Below are 19,728 nucleotides of genomic sequence, written 5' to 3'. Positions count from 1 at the left end.
ATCATGCTAATAAGACTGATATTATATAATTAATATTGCAACGGTGGTCCACCACGGCTGTATGCCGTTGAATCCAGGACAGCGAGCCAGTCAAAATCCTTGATGGTCCCGGGAGTCAGTGCGAAGTAGGTTGGGTTCTTCATACTGCCTGTGCGGATCGGAAGAGACTCAGTTTCCCGGTCCGCAAGACCCTGTCCTCTGCGGGTGGGAATGAAACGCACAGGTCCGGGAGCAGCTGTCAGACGTGCTTCCAGAGTACCGGCCTCGGGCCTGCCGATACCGTTGGCAGCAGATATGCCAACCCCTGAGCCGATAACGGCGTAGCGCGGACCGAACATCACATCCAGGTGAGATCCTGCAGGCCACCATGCCAGTGAGTAAGGTCCTAGCTGCATATGGGCCTTTCCGCGCTGCAGGTGGCTGTTGTGGGCAAAGGCCAGCACTTTTCCCCGGCCATGCTCCCTTGATACTATATACTCCAGAGTGTCCGCCATCATCGCATCGCGGATTCCAAGAAGCCTGAGCAGCCTGTCTGGTGACTCCCGGGCCATCACTGCATGATAGTTCAGCAATTTCCGGGCCATAGTGGCGTATTGCACCACCTCAGTGTAGCGGCTCTCCCCGCTTTTGGATATCAGTTCGGGACGCCGTTCACTCAGCTCCGAGATAAGATCCTCGGTCTCGATCCTTAGCGCTGTTGCGGCCGGTGACAGACCCACAGATTGCGTGGGGTCCATTGCCGCGGCAGTATTCTCCCATCGGGCATCCGGACCGAGCAACTGGCCTATGCGCTCCCGGCTTTCATTTGCACCTGCAACGTCAACCGAAGCAAGGTAATCGAGAACAAAGCGCAGGAGATGTCCCGGGCTGTCCGCGTACATCATTTCGGTGGGGCTGTCAAAGCCGTAGAACCGGAGTTTGACAGCGTGAGACGGATCAGCATTATAGCCCCGCATCCACTCCACAAGCTCCCGGTTGGCCTCCAGCCGGCCAAAACCATGACTGAAACCGGCTTCCTGTACCTCATCGTAACACGCAGGACCGCGGCCGGCGATATACTCGTTCACGATGAAACCCCTGGGGAAACTACTTTCCATGGCAATGGCACTGTAACCATGCGCCTCTGCCAGGTACTGGAATAACCGGTTGCGGAGTTCCAGGATATCCTCCCCGCCATGAAGCGCCTCTCCCAGGCCGAGCAGCTCCATCCTCTCTCCAAGAGAGGCGATCATCTTGTCGACGGCAGTGCTGAAACTGCCCGGCAAGTCTACAGAGAACGGTATTGCCTCTTTTGCAACCCATTCATCAAGAGTTGTGCGGATGTAACTGGGATCGGACATAAACTGTAGTGTTGTGCCTTCAGGATAAATGTGTTATGACCATTATATCCGTACAGGCCTGTAATCAAAGGGAGAAAATAGAGTATGCATGGAGTGGCATGGAAGGATAAAACAAAATATGGTCACTGTTTAAACCAACATTTTTAATATAATCGTTTGCTTTTCTAAGGTTAAATAGAGACATAAAACTATCTTTTCATATACGAGGAACTTGCGATGATCACTAAAGAGAAGGTCGGACATATAGGCTGGCTCGCACGTATCGAGATCGAAGAGAAGGAATCCGATGCATACGCAGAGAAGCTTAACTCTGTGCTGGACTATTTCGGGCAGCTTGACGAAGTCGATACGCAGGGCGTGGCCCCCACATATCATGTGATGGATATTGTGAACGTCTTCAGGAAGGACGAGGTGCGGGAATCCATGCCACAGGACGTTGTGCTCGCAAACACCGGGCACAAGCAGGAAGGTAACTTCAAGGCGCCGAGGATAATGTGAGGTACGCACATGGCATCATGGAAAGACATTTCAGGCGTTAAGCAGCAGATAGCGGCAAGCTCTGCGGAGGAAGTGACCGCCTCATACCTTGAAACAATAGAAGAAAGCAGGATCAACGGCTTTGTGGCCATATGGGACAAGGCGCTGAAGGCTGCCCGGGAGATAGATGCAGGCGGGCACAAGGGACCGCTGGCAGGAGTACCTGTTGCCATCAAGGACAACATATCCACCAAAGGACTGTCCACAACCTGCTCATCAAAGATACTGCAGGGCTACGTGCCGCCCTACGATGCGCACGTTATAGAGAAGCTCAAGGCGGCAGGTGCCGTCATCCTCGGAAAGACCAATATGGACGAGTTTGCCATGGGCACATCCACCGAGTCCAGTCATTACGGACCCACGCTCAATCCCTGGGATACGGAAAGGGTTCCCGGAGGATCATCCGGAGGCAGTGCTGCAGTCGTTGCGGCAGGTGAGGCTCCCGTGTCCCTTGGTTCTGACACCGGCGGATCTGTCAGATGTCCCGCAGCCTTCTGCGGTGTGGTCGGGCTGAAACCCACATACGGCGTGGTCTCAAGATTCGGGCTGATATCCTATGCCAATTCCCTTGAGCAGATAGGGCCGATGGCTACCACAGTCACCGATATCGCCACTCTCATGGATGTAATCGGCGGCTATGACTCACGTGACAGTACATCCATCAACAGGAAGAACACCTACAGTGATGCCCTGAAAGATGATGTGAAGGGCCTGAAGATAGGCGTGCCCGAGGAATATTTCGGCGAGGGTATCGATAAGAATGTCGAGAAGGCCGTTTGGGATGCCATAGGCAAGTATGAGGAGATGGGAGCTTCCTGGAAAAAAGTCTCGATGCCCCACACCAGATATGCGCTGGCCTCCTACTATATTATCGCCATGAGCGAAGCATCATCCAACCTTGCGCGCTTTGACGGCACAAGATACGGTCTCAGGGCAGAAGAGGGAGAGAACTGGCATACAATGGCCTCAAAGACCAGGGCAGAAGGATTCGGCGCCGAGGTCAAGCGCAGGATACTGCTTGGTACATATGCACTGTCAGCAGGATACCACGACAAGTACTACCTCAAGGCACTCAAGGTCAGGACCCTTGTCAAGCAGGACTTCGACCGGGCATTCACTGATGTGGACGTGCTCATGGCGCCCACCATGCCCACACCGGCCTTTAAGATAGGTGAGAAGATAGACGACCCGCTCTCACTATACCTTGCGGACGTGAACACGGTCCCCATTAACCTCGCAGGCGTGCCTTCCATATCCGTACCCTGCGGATTCTCAGGCGGGATGCCCGTGGGTTTGCAGATAATGGGAAAGCCCTTTGACGAGAACACCATTCTGCGCGCTGCATACAGTTTCGAGCAGAACACCGGTCATCACAAAGTAAGACCAGGGGAGGTGGCATGATGGTATACGAGAACCCCGACGGAGTAAAGATAGGACTTGAGGTGCACGTCCAGCTTAACAGGCTCAACACAAAGCTCTTCTGCGGCTGCTCTACAGACTATCACAACGACGAGCCCAACACCCACGTATGCCCCGTATGCCTGGGACTTCCGGGATCATTGCCCGTGATCAACGAAAGGGCAGTCGAGTTTGCCATCAAGATCGGACTCGCTCTCAACTGTGAGATAGTGGGGCAGACACAGTTCCACAGGAAGAATTATTACTATCCTGACCTGCCAAAGGGCTTCCAGACCACGCAGTACGATTACCCCATAGCAAGCAGGGGAAAGATCGTCATCGAGGGAGAGGACGGGGAACGCATCATCAGGGTTACCCGCGCCCACATGGAAGAGGATCCCGGCAGGCTGCAGCATATCGGTACTATAGAGAAGTCCAAGGGTACGCTCATCAACTACAACCGTTCGGGTATGACGCTTATCGAGATCGTCAGCGAGCCTGACATGAGAAGCCCGAAGGAGGCCAGGCGTTACCTGGACAAGCTCAGGAGCATACTGGATTACCTGGATGTCTTCAACGGCGACCTGGAAGGTGCTATGAGGGTGGATGCCAACGTTTCCGTCTTCAACGGCGAGCGTGTCGAGGTCAAGAACATATCCTCGTTCAAAGGTGCCGAGAGAGCCCTGCTCTACGAGATAATGAGACAGAAGAACCATGTGCGCCGTGGGGGGAAGATCGTCCTGGAAACCAGGCATTTCGATGAGGCGAGAGGTGTCACCATTTCCATGCGTACCAAGGAAGAAGAGCACGATTACCGCTACTTCCCCGAGCCTGACCTCGTGCCCATGAGGGTTGCCGACAGGGTACCCGGGATACTCAAGGCGCTGCCGGAACTTCCCGATGCAAAGCGTGAGCGCTTCATCAGCCAGTACGGGATTGCGGACATGCACGCCAGGGCGCTGACCACAGAGATCAGGGTTGCCAACTTCTACGAGGAGGTTGCATCACAGGTAGACCCGAAGACTGCTGCAGTGTGGGTCGCAGATATCCTCAAGGGAGAGCTCAACTACCGTGATATTGGAATTGATGCGTTCACGGTGGAGGACATTGTTACAGTCATCGGCCTGGTCAAAGAGGATAAGATCACAGAACAGAGCGGTGTCCAGATCATCCGCACGGTCCTTGACGAAGGCGGCAGACCTCAGGACATAGTAGTGTCAAAGGGCCTGCTAAAGGTCGAGGACGATATTGTCGCAAAGGCGGTGGAAGAGGCAGTTGCCGAGAGTCCTGAAGCTGTGGCGGATTACCTCGCAGGCAAGGAAAAATCCCTCAACTTCATCGTGGGCAAGGTCATGCAAAAGACAAAAGGACGCGCCGATGCCCGCGAGGCCAGGGAGAGAGTGCTTGCAAGGATTAGCAAATAACTGCTAAGGGCCCCGTATAGGCCCTGATGTGTGACGGGGCATTTGCCCCGCTTTACCTGTAATAGAAAATCATCTAAATCTCAAAAAAGAAGTTTCATTTGAGCGTGTGCTTGGATTCCACGTTTGCAAGGAATGCTTCGCCGCGAGGGGTCAGGTAGTATTCGGACCTGCCTTCCTTTTCCTCTTTTTCTACATAGAGAGTGTCTACAAGCATCCCCATGTCGAATTTTGCATGTACGTCATCCAGCCTGAACTCTTCCTTTATTTTCTCGTAGCTCATCCTGCCCTCCAGGCTAAGTCTTTTCAGGATATTCCTGCGCAGAGGGTTCTGGAGAGCCTCGAGTCCTGCCCTGTGGTCCTCGGTGGGATTGGCCTTGAGCTTGCCTTCCTTCTTTGCCTTCTCGTACCATTCATCGCTTCTTTTCATGAGTTCTTCGTCAGCCATAACAATCAATCATTATTAATGATGATAATGTTAAATAGTCTTTGCTTGGGAAGGACAAAGAATAAATCCAAAAAAGCGGATTTGCAGTAAGTACTGTGCAAGCGGATACTATAGGTACCTATTGGCAAAACAGTTATATGTTTTGACCTTCATGTAAGCAGCCTACCATTATTCTAATCAATCATATTACAAAAGATCACGATAATAAAGGTGAAGATCATGGCAAGATTCCCAGAAGCTGAAAACAGGATCCTCAATAAGAAGATCTGTATGAAATGTAACGCACGCAACGCGTCCCGTGCAACCAGATGCAGAAAATGCAACAGTGAAAGCCTGCGCCCGAAATCCAAGGAAGCCAAGGGTGGCTGATCGCTCTTGATGCAAGTGGAAAAGTACCTGAACGACATCGCAGAGCGCGAGGGTACGGTTCACTTGACACTCATCGACCCCGCATCCCAGACTCCCGAGCAGGCAGCAGAAATAGCTTTTGCTGCGGCACAAGGAGGAACGGACGCCATCATGGTCGGAGGCTCCACAGGAGCCGGAGGAGTGCTGCTCGACCAGACGCTCCTCCAGATAAAAGAACGGACAGATAAGCCAACCATCCTTTTCCCCGGAAACGCCTCAGGCGTCAGCAGGCACGCAGATGCGATATTCTTCATGAGCCTCCTGAACTCCAGGGACATCAGTTTCATAACCACCAACCAGGCAATGGGAGCTCCCCTTGTTTACAAGAGCGGCATCGAGCCCATCTCCATGGCCTACATCATCGTGGAGCCCGGAGGCACCGTAGGCTGGGTGGGGGATGCGAAGCTCATTCCAAAACACAAGCCTGAGATCGCGGTGGCCTATGCACTTGCAGGGAAGTTCCTGGGGATGCATTACACCTACCTCGAGGCAGGCTCCGGAGCCGACGAGCCCATAAGGCCTGAGATGATCGCTGCGGTCAAGCATGTCCTCGGAGACAACAAGCTCATTGTCGGCGGAGGCATACGCGATGCTGCCATTGCAAAGCGCTGTGCGCTTGCCGGAGCGGATATGATCGTCACAGGTACGGTGGTTGAGAAGAGCTCCAATGTCACCGCAAAGATCGAAGAACTGGTATCAGCCATCAAGAACTGATGAGCCAGGCCCGATCTTCCTTTTTTACTCCTATTTCAATTAATTCCAATCAGAGGTGTTGACAATGCTTGAGGTATCTGACATCGTAAAAGAATATGACTCCGACAGCGGAAAAAAGCGTGTTCTGGACAGCATCGGTTTCTCTGTTGCAGATGGGGAGATACTTGGGATAACTGGAAAGAGCGGAAGCGGGAAGACCACCCTATTGAAGATCCTCAGGGGAATAGAGACTTTTGAACAGGGATCTATCACACTCGATGGAAACAGGGTCACTTCTGATTCAGGGGAGGAGGGGATGAGATGCCTGCAGTCCCTCAGTGCCATCCACCTGCAGCGCAATTTCGGCCTGTGGAACGGGCCGGCCTTTGAGAACATAGTCCGCAGGCTCAACGCCCTGGAAACCGGAAATGAGGGACTTCCGGAGCCCGACTCCCCCAATTATGACGAGCTCAGGGAAGAAGCAATGGAGTATATGAGACTTGTAGGCCTCGGACACAAAGCCCTGCACTCTGCCAATCTGCTCAGCGGGGGAGAGAAGCAGAGACTTATACTTGCCCGCCAGCTTGCGGCGAAGCCCCGGCTTCTGCTTCTGGACGAACCCGTCACCATGACAGGGCCGGGCACTAAGCAGGAGATGCTTGATGTCATAAAGGACCTCAAGGCAAAGCTCAACATACCTATCATTGTGGTATCACACCTTCCTGAAGTCCACCTCTACCTCTGCGACAGGATCGCATACCTTGAGGAAGGAAAGCTCCTGGAAACCGGAGAGCCTGAAAAGGTGCTCAGGCATTTCCTTAAGGACATCAGCGAACAGGAAGAGCTCGCGGACCTAGAAATAAAAGAGCCTGTCATCAAGGTAAGGAACCTGTCACACCGCTTTGCCCTCATAAGGGTAGGCGAAGTCCTCAAATTCACGGACCTCTCCATGGACATCAATGCAGGAGAGATAACTGCACTCATAGGCCAGTCGGGAGCAGGCAAGACGACCCTGCTCAAGATGATAGAGGGATTGAGGGTGCCAAAGGAAGGGGATATATGCTACCTGCATGATGGCCAGTGGCTCAATATCCTGGAATTCACACGGCAGCGCCTTGACCTTCGTAAGAGGATCAGCATCATGCATCAGGAGTTCACCCTCTCTCCGCATTCGAGCATACGGGAGCAGCTGGCATTCAGGCTCCGCCTCAAAGGCAAGAGGTCGCTGGAGTATGCCAGGGAGAAGGCTGCTGAGCTCGGCATATCCGACAAGGTGCTGGACACACTGTACAGCCTTCCCGACATGACAGAGGACGAGAAAGAAGCGCTCATGCGGCAGATGAAAATCACGGCGGACATCTATGCAAGGCTTTTTCCCCTCATCACAAAGCAGGATGTGGACGATTACGCAAAGGACATATTCGAGGCCCTTGACCTGCCCCTTGAGATACTGGATAAGACACCCTGCCGGATAAGCGGCGGGGAACATGTGCGCGCGTACATAGCCCTTGCACTTATCACATATCCTGAGATACTCATTCTGGACGAGCCCTTCGGGGACCTTGATCCTGTCACGCTCAGGGATGTGACCAATTCCCTCAAGAGGATAAACAAAAGAATGGGCACCACCATTGTGCTGGTGAGCCATCACATGGACTTTGTCAGGGAAGTGGCACACAGGGCCATACTTGTAGACAATGCAGAGATAATAATGGACGGGAAACCTGAAGAGGTCTGCAATCGCCTTGCTGGGATGAGCCATGCCAGGTATCTAGAGCATGACCTTAAAGAGCTTGCAGAGTAAAACCTCCCCTACTTTTCCATTCCTTCATTTTTAAGCAGGCCTCTCATAACAGCGCATGAGAACATATTTATCATAACACCTACCAATTAATCATTGGAGGTTTGGAATTGAGAGACATGACAGAATTATGGAAAAAAGCGACTCTGTTCGGTATTGGTATGTGGGCCCTCACTGAAGAGAAGATACAGGATTTCACGGATGAGCTCATTGAGAATGGCGAGATGAAAAAGGAAGAGGGCAAGAAGTTCGTGCGTGAGCTCATGGATGAGCAGAGAAAGCAGAAAGAAGAGATGGAGAGCAGGATCACTGCCAGGGTACAGGAAACCTTCAAAAGGGCGGATTACGCAAGCAAGGAAGAGGTAAAGGACCTGAAAGAAACCATCCGGGGGCTGGAAAGCAAGATAGACATGCTGGTCAACAGGGAGAAAGCCGTGCATGAACCAGACGCAGCCTCCGTAAGCAAGGAAGAAGACGATCTTTAAGGATACCAGAGGCCCGGGGGAGGGAGTGTGGTCCTCAGTAAGGGAGAGAATCTATTCCTTCTTTTTGCCAAGTTCATTTATTCACTGGTGGAACCTTCGGAGGAAAAGAGGGGAGAGACTGGGAGCAAGGTGACAGAGTGGAGTATCCTGCCGGAGAAACCCCGGAAGGGAGACACCCTTACGATAAGGGGCAAGGCAGGACAGCCGGACAGTACACTGGACATCGAAGTCTCATTCTCAAGATTGGTGCCTGTCCGGGATGGCCTTTATGAGTATGTCTTTGAGGGAATAGAGATACCAAAGGGCAGGAACCGCTTTACAGTCACTTCCCGGCAGGTAAGGGACCTGAATTTCATAGTGAAGATGTTCATTGACCTTAAACGTAGTTTTGATGCAAGGGAAGGTGTTGCCGAATTTGCAGAAGACAACGTCCCGCACGGAACATACGACATACTCATTAACGGGAAGGCAGAAGAAGGTGAAAAGGAAGTAAGGCTGGATTTTGCAGCCATGCAGAGCGTCCGCTCTGACACCGAAGGCAATTTCAGCCTCAACTATAGAACAGAAGCACTTGCGGCCGGTGATTTCACAGTGCGCCTCGGAAGCTCAGAAAAGAATATCAGTTTAGGACCAGCTGGCTGAGGTAAAAAGTCAAGAAGGGAATCATCCTTCCCTTGAGCTCATCAGCTTGACAAATTCTGTGGATTCCATGACCGGGCAGCTGTCTATAAAACATACGTCAGACCACGGAAGGTTGAACTCCGCAAATGCCTTGGAATCCTCGGTCTCGTACAATATGAAATATCTTCCGCCGGAGATATCTACCCACTGATTCTTGATATTCACGCCTGCGGGCGGCCTCAGTTTCTTGAAATGGTCAATGACCTCTTGGCTGTTCTCTGGTTGCCACGTGCTTGTGCTTAAAAATAACATATTCTCACTCCTGATTTTAATTGTAGGCAGAGCATGAAGCTGACATTCTCTACCCTACCCCACTTATTACAGATTGGATTGGAAGATTATTTAACCATTTCCCCGTGTTCACAAAGAGTGGTGGTGGTGGGCCATAATTTAATATGAATCCGGTTCATAAAAAGAACTAGCAAATAATAAAATCATAGTTGAGACAAACATGCTAAACCGCAAGCTGAACAGGTACTCGATGATCAGGAGATATGGAAAGATCATTGACACACTGATAAAGTATGAGTTCGGGTATCTTGTGGACCGACTGAAGATAGGCGAATTCAGGCCTCTGCGCTCAAGGCTCCGGAAAAGGGAACATACTCCTGCAGGCACCATGTCGCGCCCAGGGAGGGTAAGGATGGTGCTGGAAGAACTTGGACCCACATATATCAAGCTGGGCCAGATCCTTAGCATGAGACAGGACCTTATCCCAATGGAATATACCGAGGAGTTCTCCAGGCTGCAGGACGATGTGCAGGCCTTCGGGTTCGAGGACGTGAGGAAGGTCATAAGGGAAGAGCTGGGCTCTGAGATAAAAGACGTTTTCGAGTACTTTGAAGAAACGCCGATCGCAGCAGCATCCCTGGGACAGGTCCATTATGCAAGACTTAAGAACGGCGAAGAGGTAGCTGTCAAGGTCCAGCGCCCAGGCATAAGGAAGATCATTGATGCTGACCTCGATATTATGTACAGCCTTGCAGAGTTTGCGGAAGAGCACATTCCGGAGGCGCGCCTGTACCGCCCGAGGGAGACCATCGAGGAGTTCGAGAGCACCATCATCAACGAGATGGACTATACACAGGAGGCCAGGAACGCTCAGCGCTTTGCGAACAACCTCGTGGACGACCCACTTACCTATATCCCGAAGGTTTACTGGGATTACACCAGTTCCAAGGTCCTGACCCTTGAATACATAGACGGGGTGAAGAGCAGCCTGTTCGTGGGATCGGAAGAACTCGGTATTGACAGGAAGAGCATAGCCAGGGCCGTTGTTGAGTCTTTCATGAAACAGGTCTATGAGGATGGGTTCTTCCATGCGGACCTGCACTCAGGCAATGTATTCATTATGAAGGACGGCCGGATAGCCCTGCTGGATTTCGGGATGGCGGGCTTCCTTTCACCCGACATGAGGAACCTGCTTATCGATGAATTGATAGCCATCACAAAAAGCGACACTAAACTCTACATAGAAATCCTGCGGGACCTGGGCTCCATAGGGGAGGAGGTGGACATCCACTCACTGAAGATCGATATTGACCACCTGCTCTACAGGTATTACGGAAGGCCTGTCAAGCAGCTGGACACCGCCGCCATACTTCAGGAAATGGTGGGGCTGCTCAGGAAGCATCAGGTACGTGTACCATCCAATGTCGCCCTGCTGTCAAAGGGTGCCATGACCGTGGAAGGCTTCGGAGCCCTCATGGACCCTGAGATGAACATTGCCGAGATCGCGGAACCCTACGCCAGAAAAGCCATGAAGAAGCGCTTCCAGCTGAGCAGTATTGCAGGCGGGGCATACAGTGATCTTTACAACTGGTCGAGGGTGATGCGCCGGGCGCCCATGAAGATATCCCATATACTGGACGTGGCAGAAAAGGGATACCTGAAGCTCAGGTTCGATCCCCACGGATTTGACAGGATAGTGGCGGAGCTTGATGCGGCAAGCAATCGCCTTGCATTCAGCCTTATCATATCTGCCATCATAGTTGGCTCGTCCCTCATAATCCAGACCGGACTGGAACCATATATATGGGGTATGCCCATGCTGGGCGTCATCGGGTTTGTAATGGCGGGCCTTCTGGGGATGTGGCTTGTGGTGTATATACTTCGCACAGGGCGCATCTGAGGGATACGACATCTTAAATAAGAGGCGCAGTCTATTAGTTATCATTAGCATGACTGGCTTGAGGCCGGTAACGGTGAGAAAAATGACAGACCCTAATGTTGAGAGAAAACTTGTCGAAATTATGCGCATCATCAGCGAAAGTGATAAACCGGTAGGTGCACGGCTTATTGCCGACGAGCTTCACAACCGCGGCTATGCCATAGGAGAGAGGGCTGTCAGATACCATCTGAGGATACTTGATGAAAGGGGCTTCACCAAAAAGCACGGTTACATAGGACGCACTATCACCGAACGAGGTAAAAAAGAGCTCAGCGACGCACTTATCAGTGACAGGCTCGGCTTTATCATTTCACGGATCGAGGAACTCATCTACAGGACAGACTATGACCTTAACACAGGTAAGGGAAACGTCATTGTGAACATCACCTATATTGACAAGGATGATTTCGACAATGCTGCGGACATCATACGCTATGCTATGTCCCAGGGGGCAACGATCAGTTCCAAGGCCAGCATCTTTGAAGAGGATTCCACTGAGTTCGATATCTATGTGCCGGAGGGACAGGTGGCGCTGGCGACAGTCTGCAGTATAACTTTCGACGGGCTGCTGCTCAAAAGCGGGATACCTGTGTCCCCGCTCTACGGAGGCCTGATGCAGGTGGAGAACCATGAACCTGAGGGTTTTGTCGACCTCATATCCTATAACGGCACCTCAATTGACCCCATCAAACTGTTTTTGAGGAGAAAGGCCACCTCCGTCCTCCAGACATTTGATACCGGCACCGGGAAGATGCTGGCTAACGTGAGGGAAATACCGGCTGCTGCAGCTCCCAAGGCCCTGGAGATGCTTGAGCTTGCCGGGAAGGCGGATATAAAGGGACATATCTGCATTGGAGAACCCGGAGCAGAGGTGTTCTATGCGCCCGTCTCAAGAGGGATGGTAGGCATTCCCGTAATGACAGGAATCAATGCAGTAGCCGCCGTAGAGGAAGCCGGCATTCGCGCAGAGACGCTGCCGGTATCAACGGTCATGGAATTCAGGCGGATGAAAGAGTTCTGAATTCTTCCACATGCTCCCGCCCTAATAAGGAGAGCGCGCACTCTTGCTTTTCTTTATAATGTTCATCATCGAAAAATAGCCTCTTCCGAATTCCTGCGAGAGAATTGCATAGGCCTGCCTGTCGGTTACACCTGTGCGCTTTATGTTGTGGTATCTCTCCACCACGCTGCCCATTTCCTCTTTTGTCCAGCGCTTCCTCTGATTGAAATGAGGATTGCCTTCATTTGATCTCAGGCCTGCCAGCATCCATCCGCGCTCTATGTTGGATATATGCCCTACCTGCTGCAGGTATGCCGACTCGTTTATCTCGAAGCCCGTGGAGTACCTGCCCAGCGAGCGGGCAACCTTTGCGCTTGAGAAGCTGCCAAGGAAGAAATCGCACACAAGGTCGCCCTCCTCCGAGGAATAGAGTATCATCTTCTTGAGCAGCTCCACCGGAAGCTCATTCTTGTTCCTTATCCTTCCTTTCTTATACTCCCTGCCGATGACCCAGACGTCTTCCAGGTCACAGTAAAGCATTGAAGATCCTTCCTGGTCCTTTTCAGCGGCACCGAAGCGGCAATATGGATTGAACTTGACATCACAGCCGCTCTTTTTACAGTAAAGGATATGATAATGTGAGGTTACGAACTTATTCTTCGTGCTTACACCGAAACTGTACTTCCAGATTATATGGTTGATGACCTCAAGGCCATTATGTTCAATGGCAAGCAGGATATCCAGCAGGTTGGTCCAGCCGGAAACGATGTACATGCAGCCTGTATCTTTCAGGACCCTTTTTGCCTGTTCCATCCACCTGAAGGAGAAATCCCTGTAATTCTCCCGGGAAACCTCTACATAACCTTCCACAACATGCTCCTCCTTCCTGTTATAGAGCCTATGCAACTGGTCACCTTCTATGGCAAAAGGCGGGTCTGTGATCACAAGGTCAACCACCCCGTCAGGAATGTGTGCCTTGGCACCTGCAATACAATCCATGTTGTAGTAAGTATCTTTCATCCGGGCAAAATATGCATTTGCAGTATATATATCCCCTGATATTTTTATAATATTTTATTAAACAGATATTGTGCCGTTCCAATAAAATCAGCATCATGCAGGGCTTAGCACCAAGATCTGCACAAAATATCTTCCTTGCCACCAGTATGTGTTACCAGTCAGGAAAAAGTAAAATCAAAAGTTACCAAAAGCTATAAATATTATTAACTCTACACTGGGTATCCGTCTACCTAGTTAGGCGCAAGTCAGGTGTATTTCCATGTTAAGAGCATTACCAAAAATCAATCCCGGACTGATATTGCAGTTCCTGCTGCTTATCAGTGTCATATTTATGGCAATTGTCGTGCCTGTTTCAGCACAGTCGGTTGAAGAGAACGCAGAGTCTATAGAGAACCTGCAGACCGCACTTACCTTCCTGTGGCTAATCATAGCAGGAGCCATAGTGTTCTTAATGCATGCAGGGTTCTCACTTGTAGAGATAGGGCTCACCCGCACCAAGAACACAGCCAACATCCTCATGAAGAACTTCATGACCATCTGTCTGGGCGTAATAGTGTACTGGGCAGTGGGCTGGGGTATCATGTACGGTGCAGACTATGCGGGCCTCATAGGTATCGATCAGTTCTTCCTCATGGGAGCTGACAACGCCCTCTGGAACAGCTGGTGGTTCCAGATGGTATTCGCAGCGACCGGTGCCACAATAGTCTCAGGCGCAATGGCCGAAAGGACGGACTTCAAGGCATACCTCATCTATACAGTACTCATGGTAGCACTCATCTATCCCGTATACGGGCACTGGGTATGGAGCGGTGCAGGAATACTGACCAGCGGATTCCTTGTTGATGCTATCGGTGTTGCACACCATGATTTCGCAGGCTCCGGCGTGGTACACTCGATAGGAGGATACTCGGCCCTTGCAGGTGTGCTCCTGGTAGGCTCAAGGATAGGTAAGTTCAGGAACGGCAAGCCCGTGGCAATACCGGGTCACAGCCTCCCGCTGGCATTCCTCGGTACGCTCATACTGGCATTCGGCTGGGTAGGATTCAACGGAGGCAGTACCCTTGACGGGAACGACCCCTATGTCAACCTCGTGATCGCAAACACCTTTCTGGCAGGCGCTGCAGGGGCCATAGTTGTAATGGCGATCACCTGGATGAAGACAGGAAAGCCGGACCCGTCCCTTACGGCAAACGGACTTCTTGCAGGCCTTGTGGCAATAACCGCACCATGCGGCTCTGTGGAGAACTGGGCAGCAATAGTCATAGGCATTGTAGGCGGTATCATAGTATATGCAGGAGTGATGTTCAACGAGAACGTGCTCAAGCTGGACGACCCGGTAGGTGCCATCGCAGTACACGGATACTCAGGAAGCTGGGGATTACTCTCTGTGGGCATATTCTCGGTAGGCATGGGTAACGGCATACTTGCAGATGCAGTGTATGCAGCTGAAGGTGTGGGCCTTATCTACGGAGGATACCAGCAGTTCCTTATCCAGGTAGTTGCCGTTATACTGAGCATAGTATGGGCTTTCGGTATCTCGTTCATAATCTTCAAGATACTTGACTGGACCGTAGGACTGCGCGTATCAGAGGAACACGAGATTGCCGGACTGGATATAGTCGAACATGGTATCAGTGCATACCCAGAGTTCATGATCCTGAAGGAGTGATGTAAAATGATGAAGATAGAAGCGATCATAAGGCCGACAAAGATCCACGAGGTCAAGGACGCACTGGATGAAGCCGGATTTGAGAGCGTGACCGTGACCGATGTAAAAGGCCGCGGCAAGCAGAAGGGAGTAATGCAGCAGTGGAGAGGGCGCAAGTACTGTGTCGATCTGCTGCCAAAGATCAAGATGGAAATGGTTGTCAATGATCATGATGTGGACAAGGTCGTCGACATCATTACAGGGACAGCAGCTACCGGGTCCATCGGCGACGGTAAGATCTTCATATACCCAATCGCAAAGATCGTGAGGATACGCACCGGTGAAACAGACGGAGATGCGCTCTAAGCGCATTTCCTATACCTCCTTCTTAAAGTCATTGTTTTGTTTTCCCATTAAAACCCATCAGTTTTTAAAACCTGCAGGGAACATGCATTACCCCAGGCAACGCCTCAGTTGATATCCAGGTTCCTCTCCTGCGGACCATCTATACTGTGATCTCGATGGCAACAACAGGATGAACAAACGAACCGACTGACTACTAAACCTGAATAACCTTGCTCATCCGCAACATCTGCTGAAAAGAGACCTTCAAGACGCCAAAGCAAGCCAGCCTGCCCTGAGATGCAGATATACATAATTCCATGATTGTATTTCATATATACAAAAAAAGATCTTTTGAGGGCATGGAATATCCTACTTTTACAAAACATGAGCAGAAGACTGCGGTGTGTAAAAGATGAAATCGCGGAAATAAACTGAATCAATTTACTGAGATATCAACAAGAAGGACTGGCAAACCAATAGTATGCCCAAATGATTCGTCGCTATCTGAAAAATAAAAAATAAGTAATATTTATATATTAATTAAATATATATTGCCTTTCCGTTAAACAAGAATGATTATTAACTATATATAAATATTAGGGCCAAGTCTTGAAATGTATATACAGATGCGGGCGTACTAAAATGAAACTTACAAACATCACTATCAGTAAGAAGATAATTGCAGTATCACTACTGCTGACAATTCTACCTGTTGCAATAGTAGGGTTCTATGCATACGAACAAACAGCCTCTGCCATAAGGATTCAACTGAATGAGAGGCTTGATGACCAGGCATTCCTTGAAGAACAGTATATTGAAGCCATATTCACTGGCGCCCAGGAAAGCCTTGATATCGGCATAAAAATTGCGCACAGCCAGTTACAGGACCGTGGAAACCCTACGATCACCGATGGGAAAATGATGCTTGGAGAGGAGTACATAGTCAATAACGACTACACGATCGTTGATAAGATCAAAGGCGAAACGGGAGCGGATATAACCATATTCCAGGTCAAAGACGGTTCAGCGGTCAGAATATCCACGACCCTTACCAACGAGAAAGGGAACCGCATAATAGGCACGAGCCTGCCAAACGAGATATACAACGCTGTTGTGAACAGGGGGCAGACCTTCAGGGGAAGGGCTGATGTACTGGGCGAATGGTACCTGACCGTTTACGAGCCGATAAAAGACAACTCCGGCAAGACCATTGGTGTCCTTTTCATCGGCCTCCCGGAAGAACATTACAGACAGCTCATTAAAGAGCAGATGTCGGACATTACGATCGGCGAAACCGGGTACATGTACGTCATGGACTCAAAAGGCAAGCTGATAATCCACCCTGAGCTCGAAGGAGATAGCATTTACTCCAACTACTTTGCTAAAGAGATCATCGCCAGGAAAGAGGGGAACATAGTCTACGAATGGAATGGCCGCGACAAGATGATGAGCTATACCTACTACGAGCCAAATGACTGGTATATAGTGACAGGTACTTACATTGACGAATTCGAGGCTCCTGTGGCAGCCATCAGGAACAGTATAATAGCAGCGGTCCTGGCCTTTGTTGTCATAGGAGGCGGAGTTGCGTTCCTGGTCAGCAGGTCCATTTCCGGAGGCATTCAGAAGATCGTCTCAGACTTCAAGAAGATATCAGATGACGCGATGAAAGGTAAGATCAATACCAGGGCAGAAACTGACGTGGACATTGATTTCACTGCAATCCCCAAAGGACTGAACGAAATACTGGACTCGATGACGCAGGTCATCAACCTGGTGAGCAAAAGCGCAAACACCGTGGCCTCAACAGCAGAAGAGATGTCTGCATCCATTGAGGAAATGACCTCTGCATCAACACAGATATCCACAACCGTAGGAGAGATCGCAAAGGGAGCGCAGGAACAGTCCGGCAGGGCTGACCAGGTTGCACATACAATGAACGACATGACCATAGGCGTCCAGGATATTGCCAGCAATGCCCAGCAGGCTGCAGAAGCTGCAATGGCTGCAAGCGAGTTTATCCGCAATGTCGGAAAACAGTCACAGGACATGCTCATCCAGATGTCAGAGATACAGACTGCAACCAACGATTCTGCCAGCGTTATAAAAGACCTTGAAGGCAAGTCCAGGAAGATCGGAGAAATCGCAGAACTTATTACTACCATTGCGGACCAGACCAACCTGCTTGCCCTCAATGCTGCCATCGAGGCTGCAAGGGCTGGCGAGCACGGGCGCGGTTTTGCCGTGGTTGCCGATGAGGTTCGTAAGCTTGCTGAAGACTCAAGAAAGGCTGCAGCACAGATATCCGGCCTGCTCATCGGGATCAGGGATGGAACCCATGCAGCAGTCTCCTCAATGGAAACAGGCACGCAGACAGTATCTTCCGGGGTCCAGGCCCTGAATCACACTGTTGAAGCAGTGCAGAAGATAGTCGAGGAAAGCAATAAGGTAGCCCTCATGGCACAGAACATTGCAGCCGCTGCAGAAGAGCAGTCCGCCTCCATACAGGAGATCACTGCAACAGTGGACGAGGTCGCATCCATATCCCAGGAAGCTGCAGCAGGAACCGAGGAGACTTCGGCCGCCATGGAACAGCAGAACGCATCCATGCTTGAGCTGGCAAAGAGTTCACAGGAACTCTCACAGATGGCCGTCGAAATGCAGCAGATGGTGGCCAAGTATCTCTCGGAGTGATCAGAAGGGGCCCCCTTCTGACATCTTCCGCTGTATTTCCCTTTCTCCTCATTTTTCATGCTTCCTGCTCCTTGCATTATATTCTCCCGGGTCCCCTGATAACTTGTCCGGTTATTGTTTCTGTTCAGCCAGTGCTGATTTCATCGTAGGGGTAGCAGTATATTAAAATTAACGATGTCTGCCCTGCCCCATGAGAAAGCTTACAAAAAATGTTACGCATATAAATGAAGGACTGATTTTGACATGCTTTTTGCCGGTTTACAAGTAAGTATGATCAAAAAAGACATGCCGACCGTTTATTTCAATTTGAGTGTTCAAGGTCTCCCGACATGTGTTCCTGTAATTAATGTAAAATGGCTTGTATGAAGCATGTAGAAATTCTTATATATTAGAACTAGTACATAGGATTCCGTTGTACTACTGGGATAGGCAGCTCCGGAGAGTACAACAGAACAAGCAACAAACAAGAGAAGGAAAGAACATGCGACAAGTAGCAATTTATGGAAAAGGCGGAATCGGCAAGTCAACGACCACACAGAACCTCACAGCGGCACTTGCAACACTTGGCAAGAAAATAATGCTTGTCGGATGTGACCCGAAGGCAGATTCAACGAGGATGCTTCTTGGAGGGCTCAGCCAGAAGACAGTGCTCGATACATTAAGGACGGAAGGCGATGAGTCAGTCGAGCTGGACAACCTGCTCCAGCCAGGATTCGGAGGCATCAAGTGTGTCGAGTCCGGGGGCCCGGAACCAGGGGTCGGTTGCGCAGGCAGGGGAATCATTACCTCCATAAGCCTCCTGGAGAACCTGGGGGCATACGAGGATGATCTGGACTATGTGTTCTACGATGTCCTGGGAGATGTCGTCTGCGGGGGATTCGCAATGCCTATCCGTGAAGGGAAGGCAAAGGAGATCTACATCGTGGCCAGCGGCGAACTGATGGCGATCTACGCAGCCAATAACATCTGCAAGGGTATCCAGAAGTACGCCAAGGGTGGAGCACGTCTGGGAGGCATCATCTGCAACAGCAGGAAGGTGGACGGGGAACGCGAGCTTCTCGAAGCGTTTGCACAGAGGCTTGGAAGCAGGCTGATACACTTCGTACCCAGGGACAACATTGTCCAGCGTGCAGAGATCAACAAGAAGACCGTGATAGACTTTGACCCGGACTGCCAGCAGGCGCAGGAGTACCTGACGCTGGCAAACAACATCGAGAACAATGACATGTTCGTGATACCAAAGCCGCTGGAAATGGACGATCTTGAGTCGATGATGGTGGAGTTCGGGATCATTGAGCTGTGAGGTGATGGGAATGCAGATGGTCCGTGCAATTATAAGGCCGAACAAGGTCACAGAGGTTGTGGAAGAACTTGAGAAGGGAGGATTTGTCTCCCTCACCAAGATAGATGTCTTCGGCAGAGGTAAGCAAAGAGGTGTCCACACGGCAGATATCCACTTTGACGAGCTGCCAAAGACCATGCTCATGATGGTCGTCGAGGATGGGAAAACATCCGGGGTCATAGATATCATCAAGAAGTCGGCCCACACAGGCAAGTACGGGGACGGGAAGATATTCGTGAATCCGGTACAGAGCGCATACACCATACGTACCGGCGAATGCGGACTGTAAGAAGCTGA

The 19,728-nt window shown here is 50.8% G+C and carries 19 protein-coding genes; 15 read left to right on the top strand and 4 right to left on the bottom strand.

Going from position 1 to position 19,728, the window contains the following annotated elements; translation table 11 throughout:
• Positions 1-29: 29 nt before the first annotated feature.
• On the bottom strand, positions 30-1,340 hold the full coding sequence (locus PV02_RS01610) for an erythromycin esterase family protein (RefSeq protein WP_256621627.1): 1,311 nt from the start codon (positions 1,338-1,340) through the stop codon (positions 30-32).
• A gap of 216 nt (positions 1,341-1,556) precedes the next feature.
• Here PV02_RS01610 and gatC point away from each other — a divergent pair, with 216 nt between their 5' ends.
• From gatC to gatB, 3 genes are read left to right on the top strand one after another with little or no spacing between them, the layout of a single operon-like run.
• Entirely contained in the window at positions 1,557-1,838 is a 282-nt protein-coding gene (gatC, locus tag PV02_RS01605; RefSeq protein WP_256621626.1) for an Asp-tRNA(Asn)/Glu-tRNA(Gln) amidotransferase subunit GatC, read from the top strand.
• 9 nt (positions 1,839-1,847) lie between these two features.
• On the top strand, positions 1,848-3,278 hold the full coding sequence (gene gatA / locus PV02_RS01600) for an Asp-tRNA(Asn)/Glu-tRNA(Gln) amidotransferase subunit GatA (protein ID WP_256621625.1): 1,431 nt from the start codon (positions 1,848-1,850) through the stop codon (positions 3,276-3,278).
• A complete protein-coding gene (gatB, locus tag PV02_RS01595; protein ID WP_256622128.1) occupies positions 3,278-4,699 on the top strand; it encodes an Asp-tRNA(Asn)/Glu-tRNA(Gln) amidotransferase subunit GatB in 1,422 nt (473 codons plus the stop codon). The genes gatA and gatB overlap by 1 nt, the downstream gene beginning before the upstream one ends.
• A gap of 94 nt (positions 4,700-4,793) precedes the next feature.
• Here gatB and PV02_RS01590 read toward each other — a convergent pair whose 3' ends face one another.
• A complete protein-coding gene (locus PV02_RS01590) occupies positions 4,794-5,144 on the bottom strand; it encodes an ArsR family transcriptional regulator (protein ID WP_256621624.1) in 351 nt (116 codons plus the stop codon).
• A gap of 219 nt (positions 5,145-5,363) precedes the next feature.
• On the opposite strand from PV02_RS01590, the gene PV02_RS01585 reads away from it, so the two are divergent.
• The 5 genes from PV02_RS01585 (at position 5,364) to PV02_RS01565 (ending at position 9,173) form a co-directional block, all read left to right on the top strand.
• Positions 5,364-5,513, top strand: coding sequence for a 50S ribosomal protein L40e (locus PV02_RS01585; protein ID WP_256621623.1), 150 nt, complete (start codon positions 5,364-5,366; stop codon positions 5,511-5,513).
• Positions 5,514-5,522: 9 nt separating this feature from the next.
• Complete coding sequence (locus PV02_RS01580; RefSeq protein ID WP_256621622.1) at positions 5,523-6,266, top strand: phosphoglycerol geranylgeranyltransferase; 744 nt, start codon at positions 5,523-5,525, stop codon at positions 6,264-6,266.
• 64 nt (positions 6,267-6,330) lie between these two features.
• Complete coding sequence (locus PV02_RS01575) at positions 6,331-8,049, top strand: ATP-binding cassette domain-containing protein (RefSeq protein ID WP_256621621.1); 1,719 nt, start codon at positions 6,331-6,333, stop codon at positions 8,047-8,049.
• Between the two features lie 116 nt (positions 8,050-8,165).
• Positions 8,166-8,531 (top strand): phasin family protein, encoded by a 366-nt coding sequence (locus tag PV02_RS01570; protein ID WP_256622127.1) that lies wholly within the window; start codon positions 8,166-8,168, stop codon positions 8,529-8,531.
• A 27-nt stretch (positions 8,532-8,558) separates the two neighbouring features.
• Positions 8,559-9,173, top strand: a complete 615-nt coding sequence (locus tag PV02_RS01565) for a hypothetical protein (protein ID WP_256621620.1) — start codon at positions 8,559-8,561, stop codon at positions 9,171-9,173.
• Between the two features lie 21 nt (positions 9,174-9,194).
• Here the strand turns inward: PV02_RS01565 and PV02_RS01560 are convergent, their stop codons facing one another.
• Positions 9,195-9,464 (bottom strand): DUF3303 domain-containing protein, encoded by a 270-nt coding sequence (locus PV02_RS01560; RefSeq protein ID WP_256621619.1) that lies wholly within the window; start codon positions 9,462-9,464, stop codon positions 9,195-9,197.
• Positions 9,465-9,663: 199 nt separating this feature from the next.
• Here PV02_RS01560 and PV02_RS01555 point away from each other — a divergent pair, with 199 nt between their 5' ends.
• Both PV02_RS01555 and PV02_RS01550 read left to right on the top strand, forming a co-directional pair.
• Entirely contained in the window at positions 9,664-11,343 is a 1,680-nt protein-coding gene (locus tag PV02_RS01555; protein ID WP_256621618.1) for an ABC1 kinase family protein, read from the top strand.
• An 82-nt stretch (positions 11,344-11,425) separates the two neighbouring features.
• Positions 11,426-12,403: a DUF128 domain-containing protein gene (locus PV02_RS01550; RefSeq protein ID WP_256621617.1), complete on the top strand. Its 978-nt coding sequence runs from the start codon at positions 11,426-11,428 to the stop codon at positions 12,401-12,403.
• 21 nt (positions 12,404-12,424) lie between these two features.
• Here the strand turns inward: PV02_RS01550 and PV02_RS01545 are convergent, their stop codons facing one another.
• Positions 12,425-13,402 (bottom strand): DNA-methyltransferase, encoded by a 978-nt coding sequence (locus tag PV02_RS01545; protein WP_256621616.1) that lies wholly within the window; start codon positions 13,400-13,402, stop codon positions 12,425-12,427.
• A gap of 259 nt (positions 13,403-13,661) precedes the next feature.
• Between PV02_RS01545 and PV02_RS01540 the strand changes: the two genes are divergently transcribed.
• The 5 genes from PV02_RS01540 (at position 13,662) to PV02_RS01520 (ending at position 19,720) form a co-directional block, all read left to right on the top strand.
• Complete coding sequence (locus PV02_RS01540) at positions 13,662-15,071, top strand: ammonium transporter (RefSeq protein ID WP_256621615.1); 1,410 nt, start codon at positions 13,662-13,664, stop codon at positions 15,069-15,071.
• A 6-nt stretch (positions 15,072-15,077) separates the two neighbouring features.
• Positions 15,078-15,416 carry a P-II family nitrogen regulator gene (locus PV02_RS01535; RefSeq protein WP_256621614.1) on the top strand — a complete coding sequence of 113 codons (339 nt, stop codon included), beginning with the start codon at positions 15,078-15,080 and terminating at the stop codon, positions 15,414-15,416.
• A gap of 621 nt (positions 15,417-16,037) precedes the next feature.
• Positions 16,038-18,089: a methyl-accepting chemotaxis protein gene (locus PV02_RS01530; RefSeq protein ID WP_256621612.1), complete on the top strand. Its 2,052-nt coding sequence runs from the start codon at positions 16,038-16,040 to the stop codon at positions 18,087-18,089.
• A 481-nt stretch (positions 18,090-18,570) separates the two neighbouring features.
• Positions 18,571-19,392, top strand: coding sequence for a nitrogenase iron protein (gene nifH / locus PV02_RS01525; protein WP_256621609.1), 822 nt, complete (start codon positions 18,571-18,573; stop codon positions 19,390-19,392).
• 10 nt (positions 19,393-19,402) lie between these two features.
• Positions 19,403-19,720 (top strand): P-II family nitrogen regulator, encoded by a 318-nt coding sequence (locus PV02_RS01520; protein WP_256621608.1) that lies wholly within the window; start codon positions 19,403-19,405, stop codon positions 19,718-19,720.
• Positions 19,721-19,728: the final 8 nt, after the last annotated feature.

This window comes from Methanolobus chelungpuianus (assembly GCF_024500045.1).
In the GTDB taxonomy this organism is placed as follows: Archaea; Halobacteriota; Methanosarcinia; order Methanosarcinales; family Methanosarcinaceae; genus Methanolobus; species Methanolobus chelungpuianus.
Note: the sequence above shows the minus strand (reverse complement) of the source record. Positions and strands in the feature narration are given on the sequence as shown.

What these genes read in the sequence shown, in the direction of transcription:
- PV02_RS01610 (WP_256621627.1), bottom strand. Translation starts at nt 1,340, where the DNA reads ATGTCCGATCCCAGTTACATCCGCACAACTCTTGATGAATGGGTTGCA.
- gatC (WP_256621626.1), top strand. Translation starts at nt 1,557, where the DNA reads ATGATCACTAAAGAGAAGGTCGGACATATAGGCTGGCTCGCACGTATC.
- gatA (WP_256621625.1), top strand. Translation starts at nt 1,848, where the DNA reads ATGGCATCATGGAAAGACATTTCAGGCGTTAAGCAGCAGATAGCGGCA.
- gatB (WP_256622128.1), top strand. Translation starts at nt 3,278, where the DNA reads ATGGTATACGAGAACCCCGACGGAGTAAAGATAGGACTTGAGGTGCAC.
- PV02_RS01590 (WP_256621624.1), bottom strand. Translation starts at nt 5,144, where the DNA reads ATGGCTGACGAAGAACTCATGAAAAGAAGCGATGAATGGTACGAGAAG.
- PV02_RS01585 (WP_256621623.1), top strand. Translation starts at nt 5,364, where the DNA reads ATGGCAAGATTCCCAGAAGCTGAAAACAGGATCCTCAATAAGAAGATC.
- PV02_RS01580 (WP_256621622.1), top strand. Translation starts at nt 5,523, where the DNA reads ATGCAAGTGGAAAAGTACCTGAACGACATCGCAGAGCGCGAGGGTACG.
- PV02_RS01575 (WP_256621621.1), top strand. Translation starts at nt 6,331, where the DNA reads ATGCTTGAGGTATCTGACATCGTAAAAGAATATGACTCCGACAGCGGA.
- PV02_RS01570 (WP_256622127.1), top strand. Translation starts at nt 8,166, where the DNA reads ATGACAGAATTATGGAAAAAAGCGACTCTGTTCGGTATTGGTATGTGG.
- PV02_RS01560 (WP_256621619.1), bottom strand. Translation starts at nt 9,464, where the DNA reads ATGTTATTTTTAAGCACAAGCACGTGGCAACCAGAGAACAGCCAAGAG.
- PV02_RS01555 (WP_256621618.1), top strand. Translation starts at nt 9,664, where the DNA reads ATGCTAAACCGCAAGCTGAACAGGTACTCGATGATCAGGAGATATGGA.
- PV02_RS01550 (WP_256621617.1), top strand. Translation starts at nt 11,426, where the DNA reads ATGACAGACCCTAATGTTGAGAGAAAACTTGTCGAAATTATGCGCATC.
- PV02_RS01545 (WP_256621616.1), bottom strand. Translation starts at nt 13,402, where the DNA reads ATGAAAGATACTTACTACAACATGGATTGTATTGCAGGTGCCAAGGCA.
- PV02_RS01540 (WP_256621615.1), top strand. Translation starts at nt 13,662, where the DNA reads ATGTTAAGAGCATTACCAAAAATCAATCCCGGACTGATATTGCAGTTC.
- PV02_RS01535 (WP_256621614.1), top strand. Translation starts at nt 15,078, where the DNA reads ATGATGAAGATAGAAGCGATCATAAGGCCGACAAAGATCCACGAGGTC.
- PV02_RS01530 (WP_256621612.1), top strand. Translation starts at nt 16,038, where the DNA reads ATGAAACTTACAAACATCACTATCAGTAAGAAGATAATTGCAGTATCA.
- nifH (WP_256621609.1), top strand. Translation starts at nt 18,571, where the DNA reads ATGCGACAAGTAGCAATTTATGGAAAAGGCGGAATCGGCAAGTCAACG.
- PV02_RS01520 (WP_256621608.1), top strand. Translation starts at nt 19,403, where the DNA reads ATGCAGATGGTCCGTGCAATTATAAGGCCGAACAAGGTCACAGAGGTT.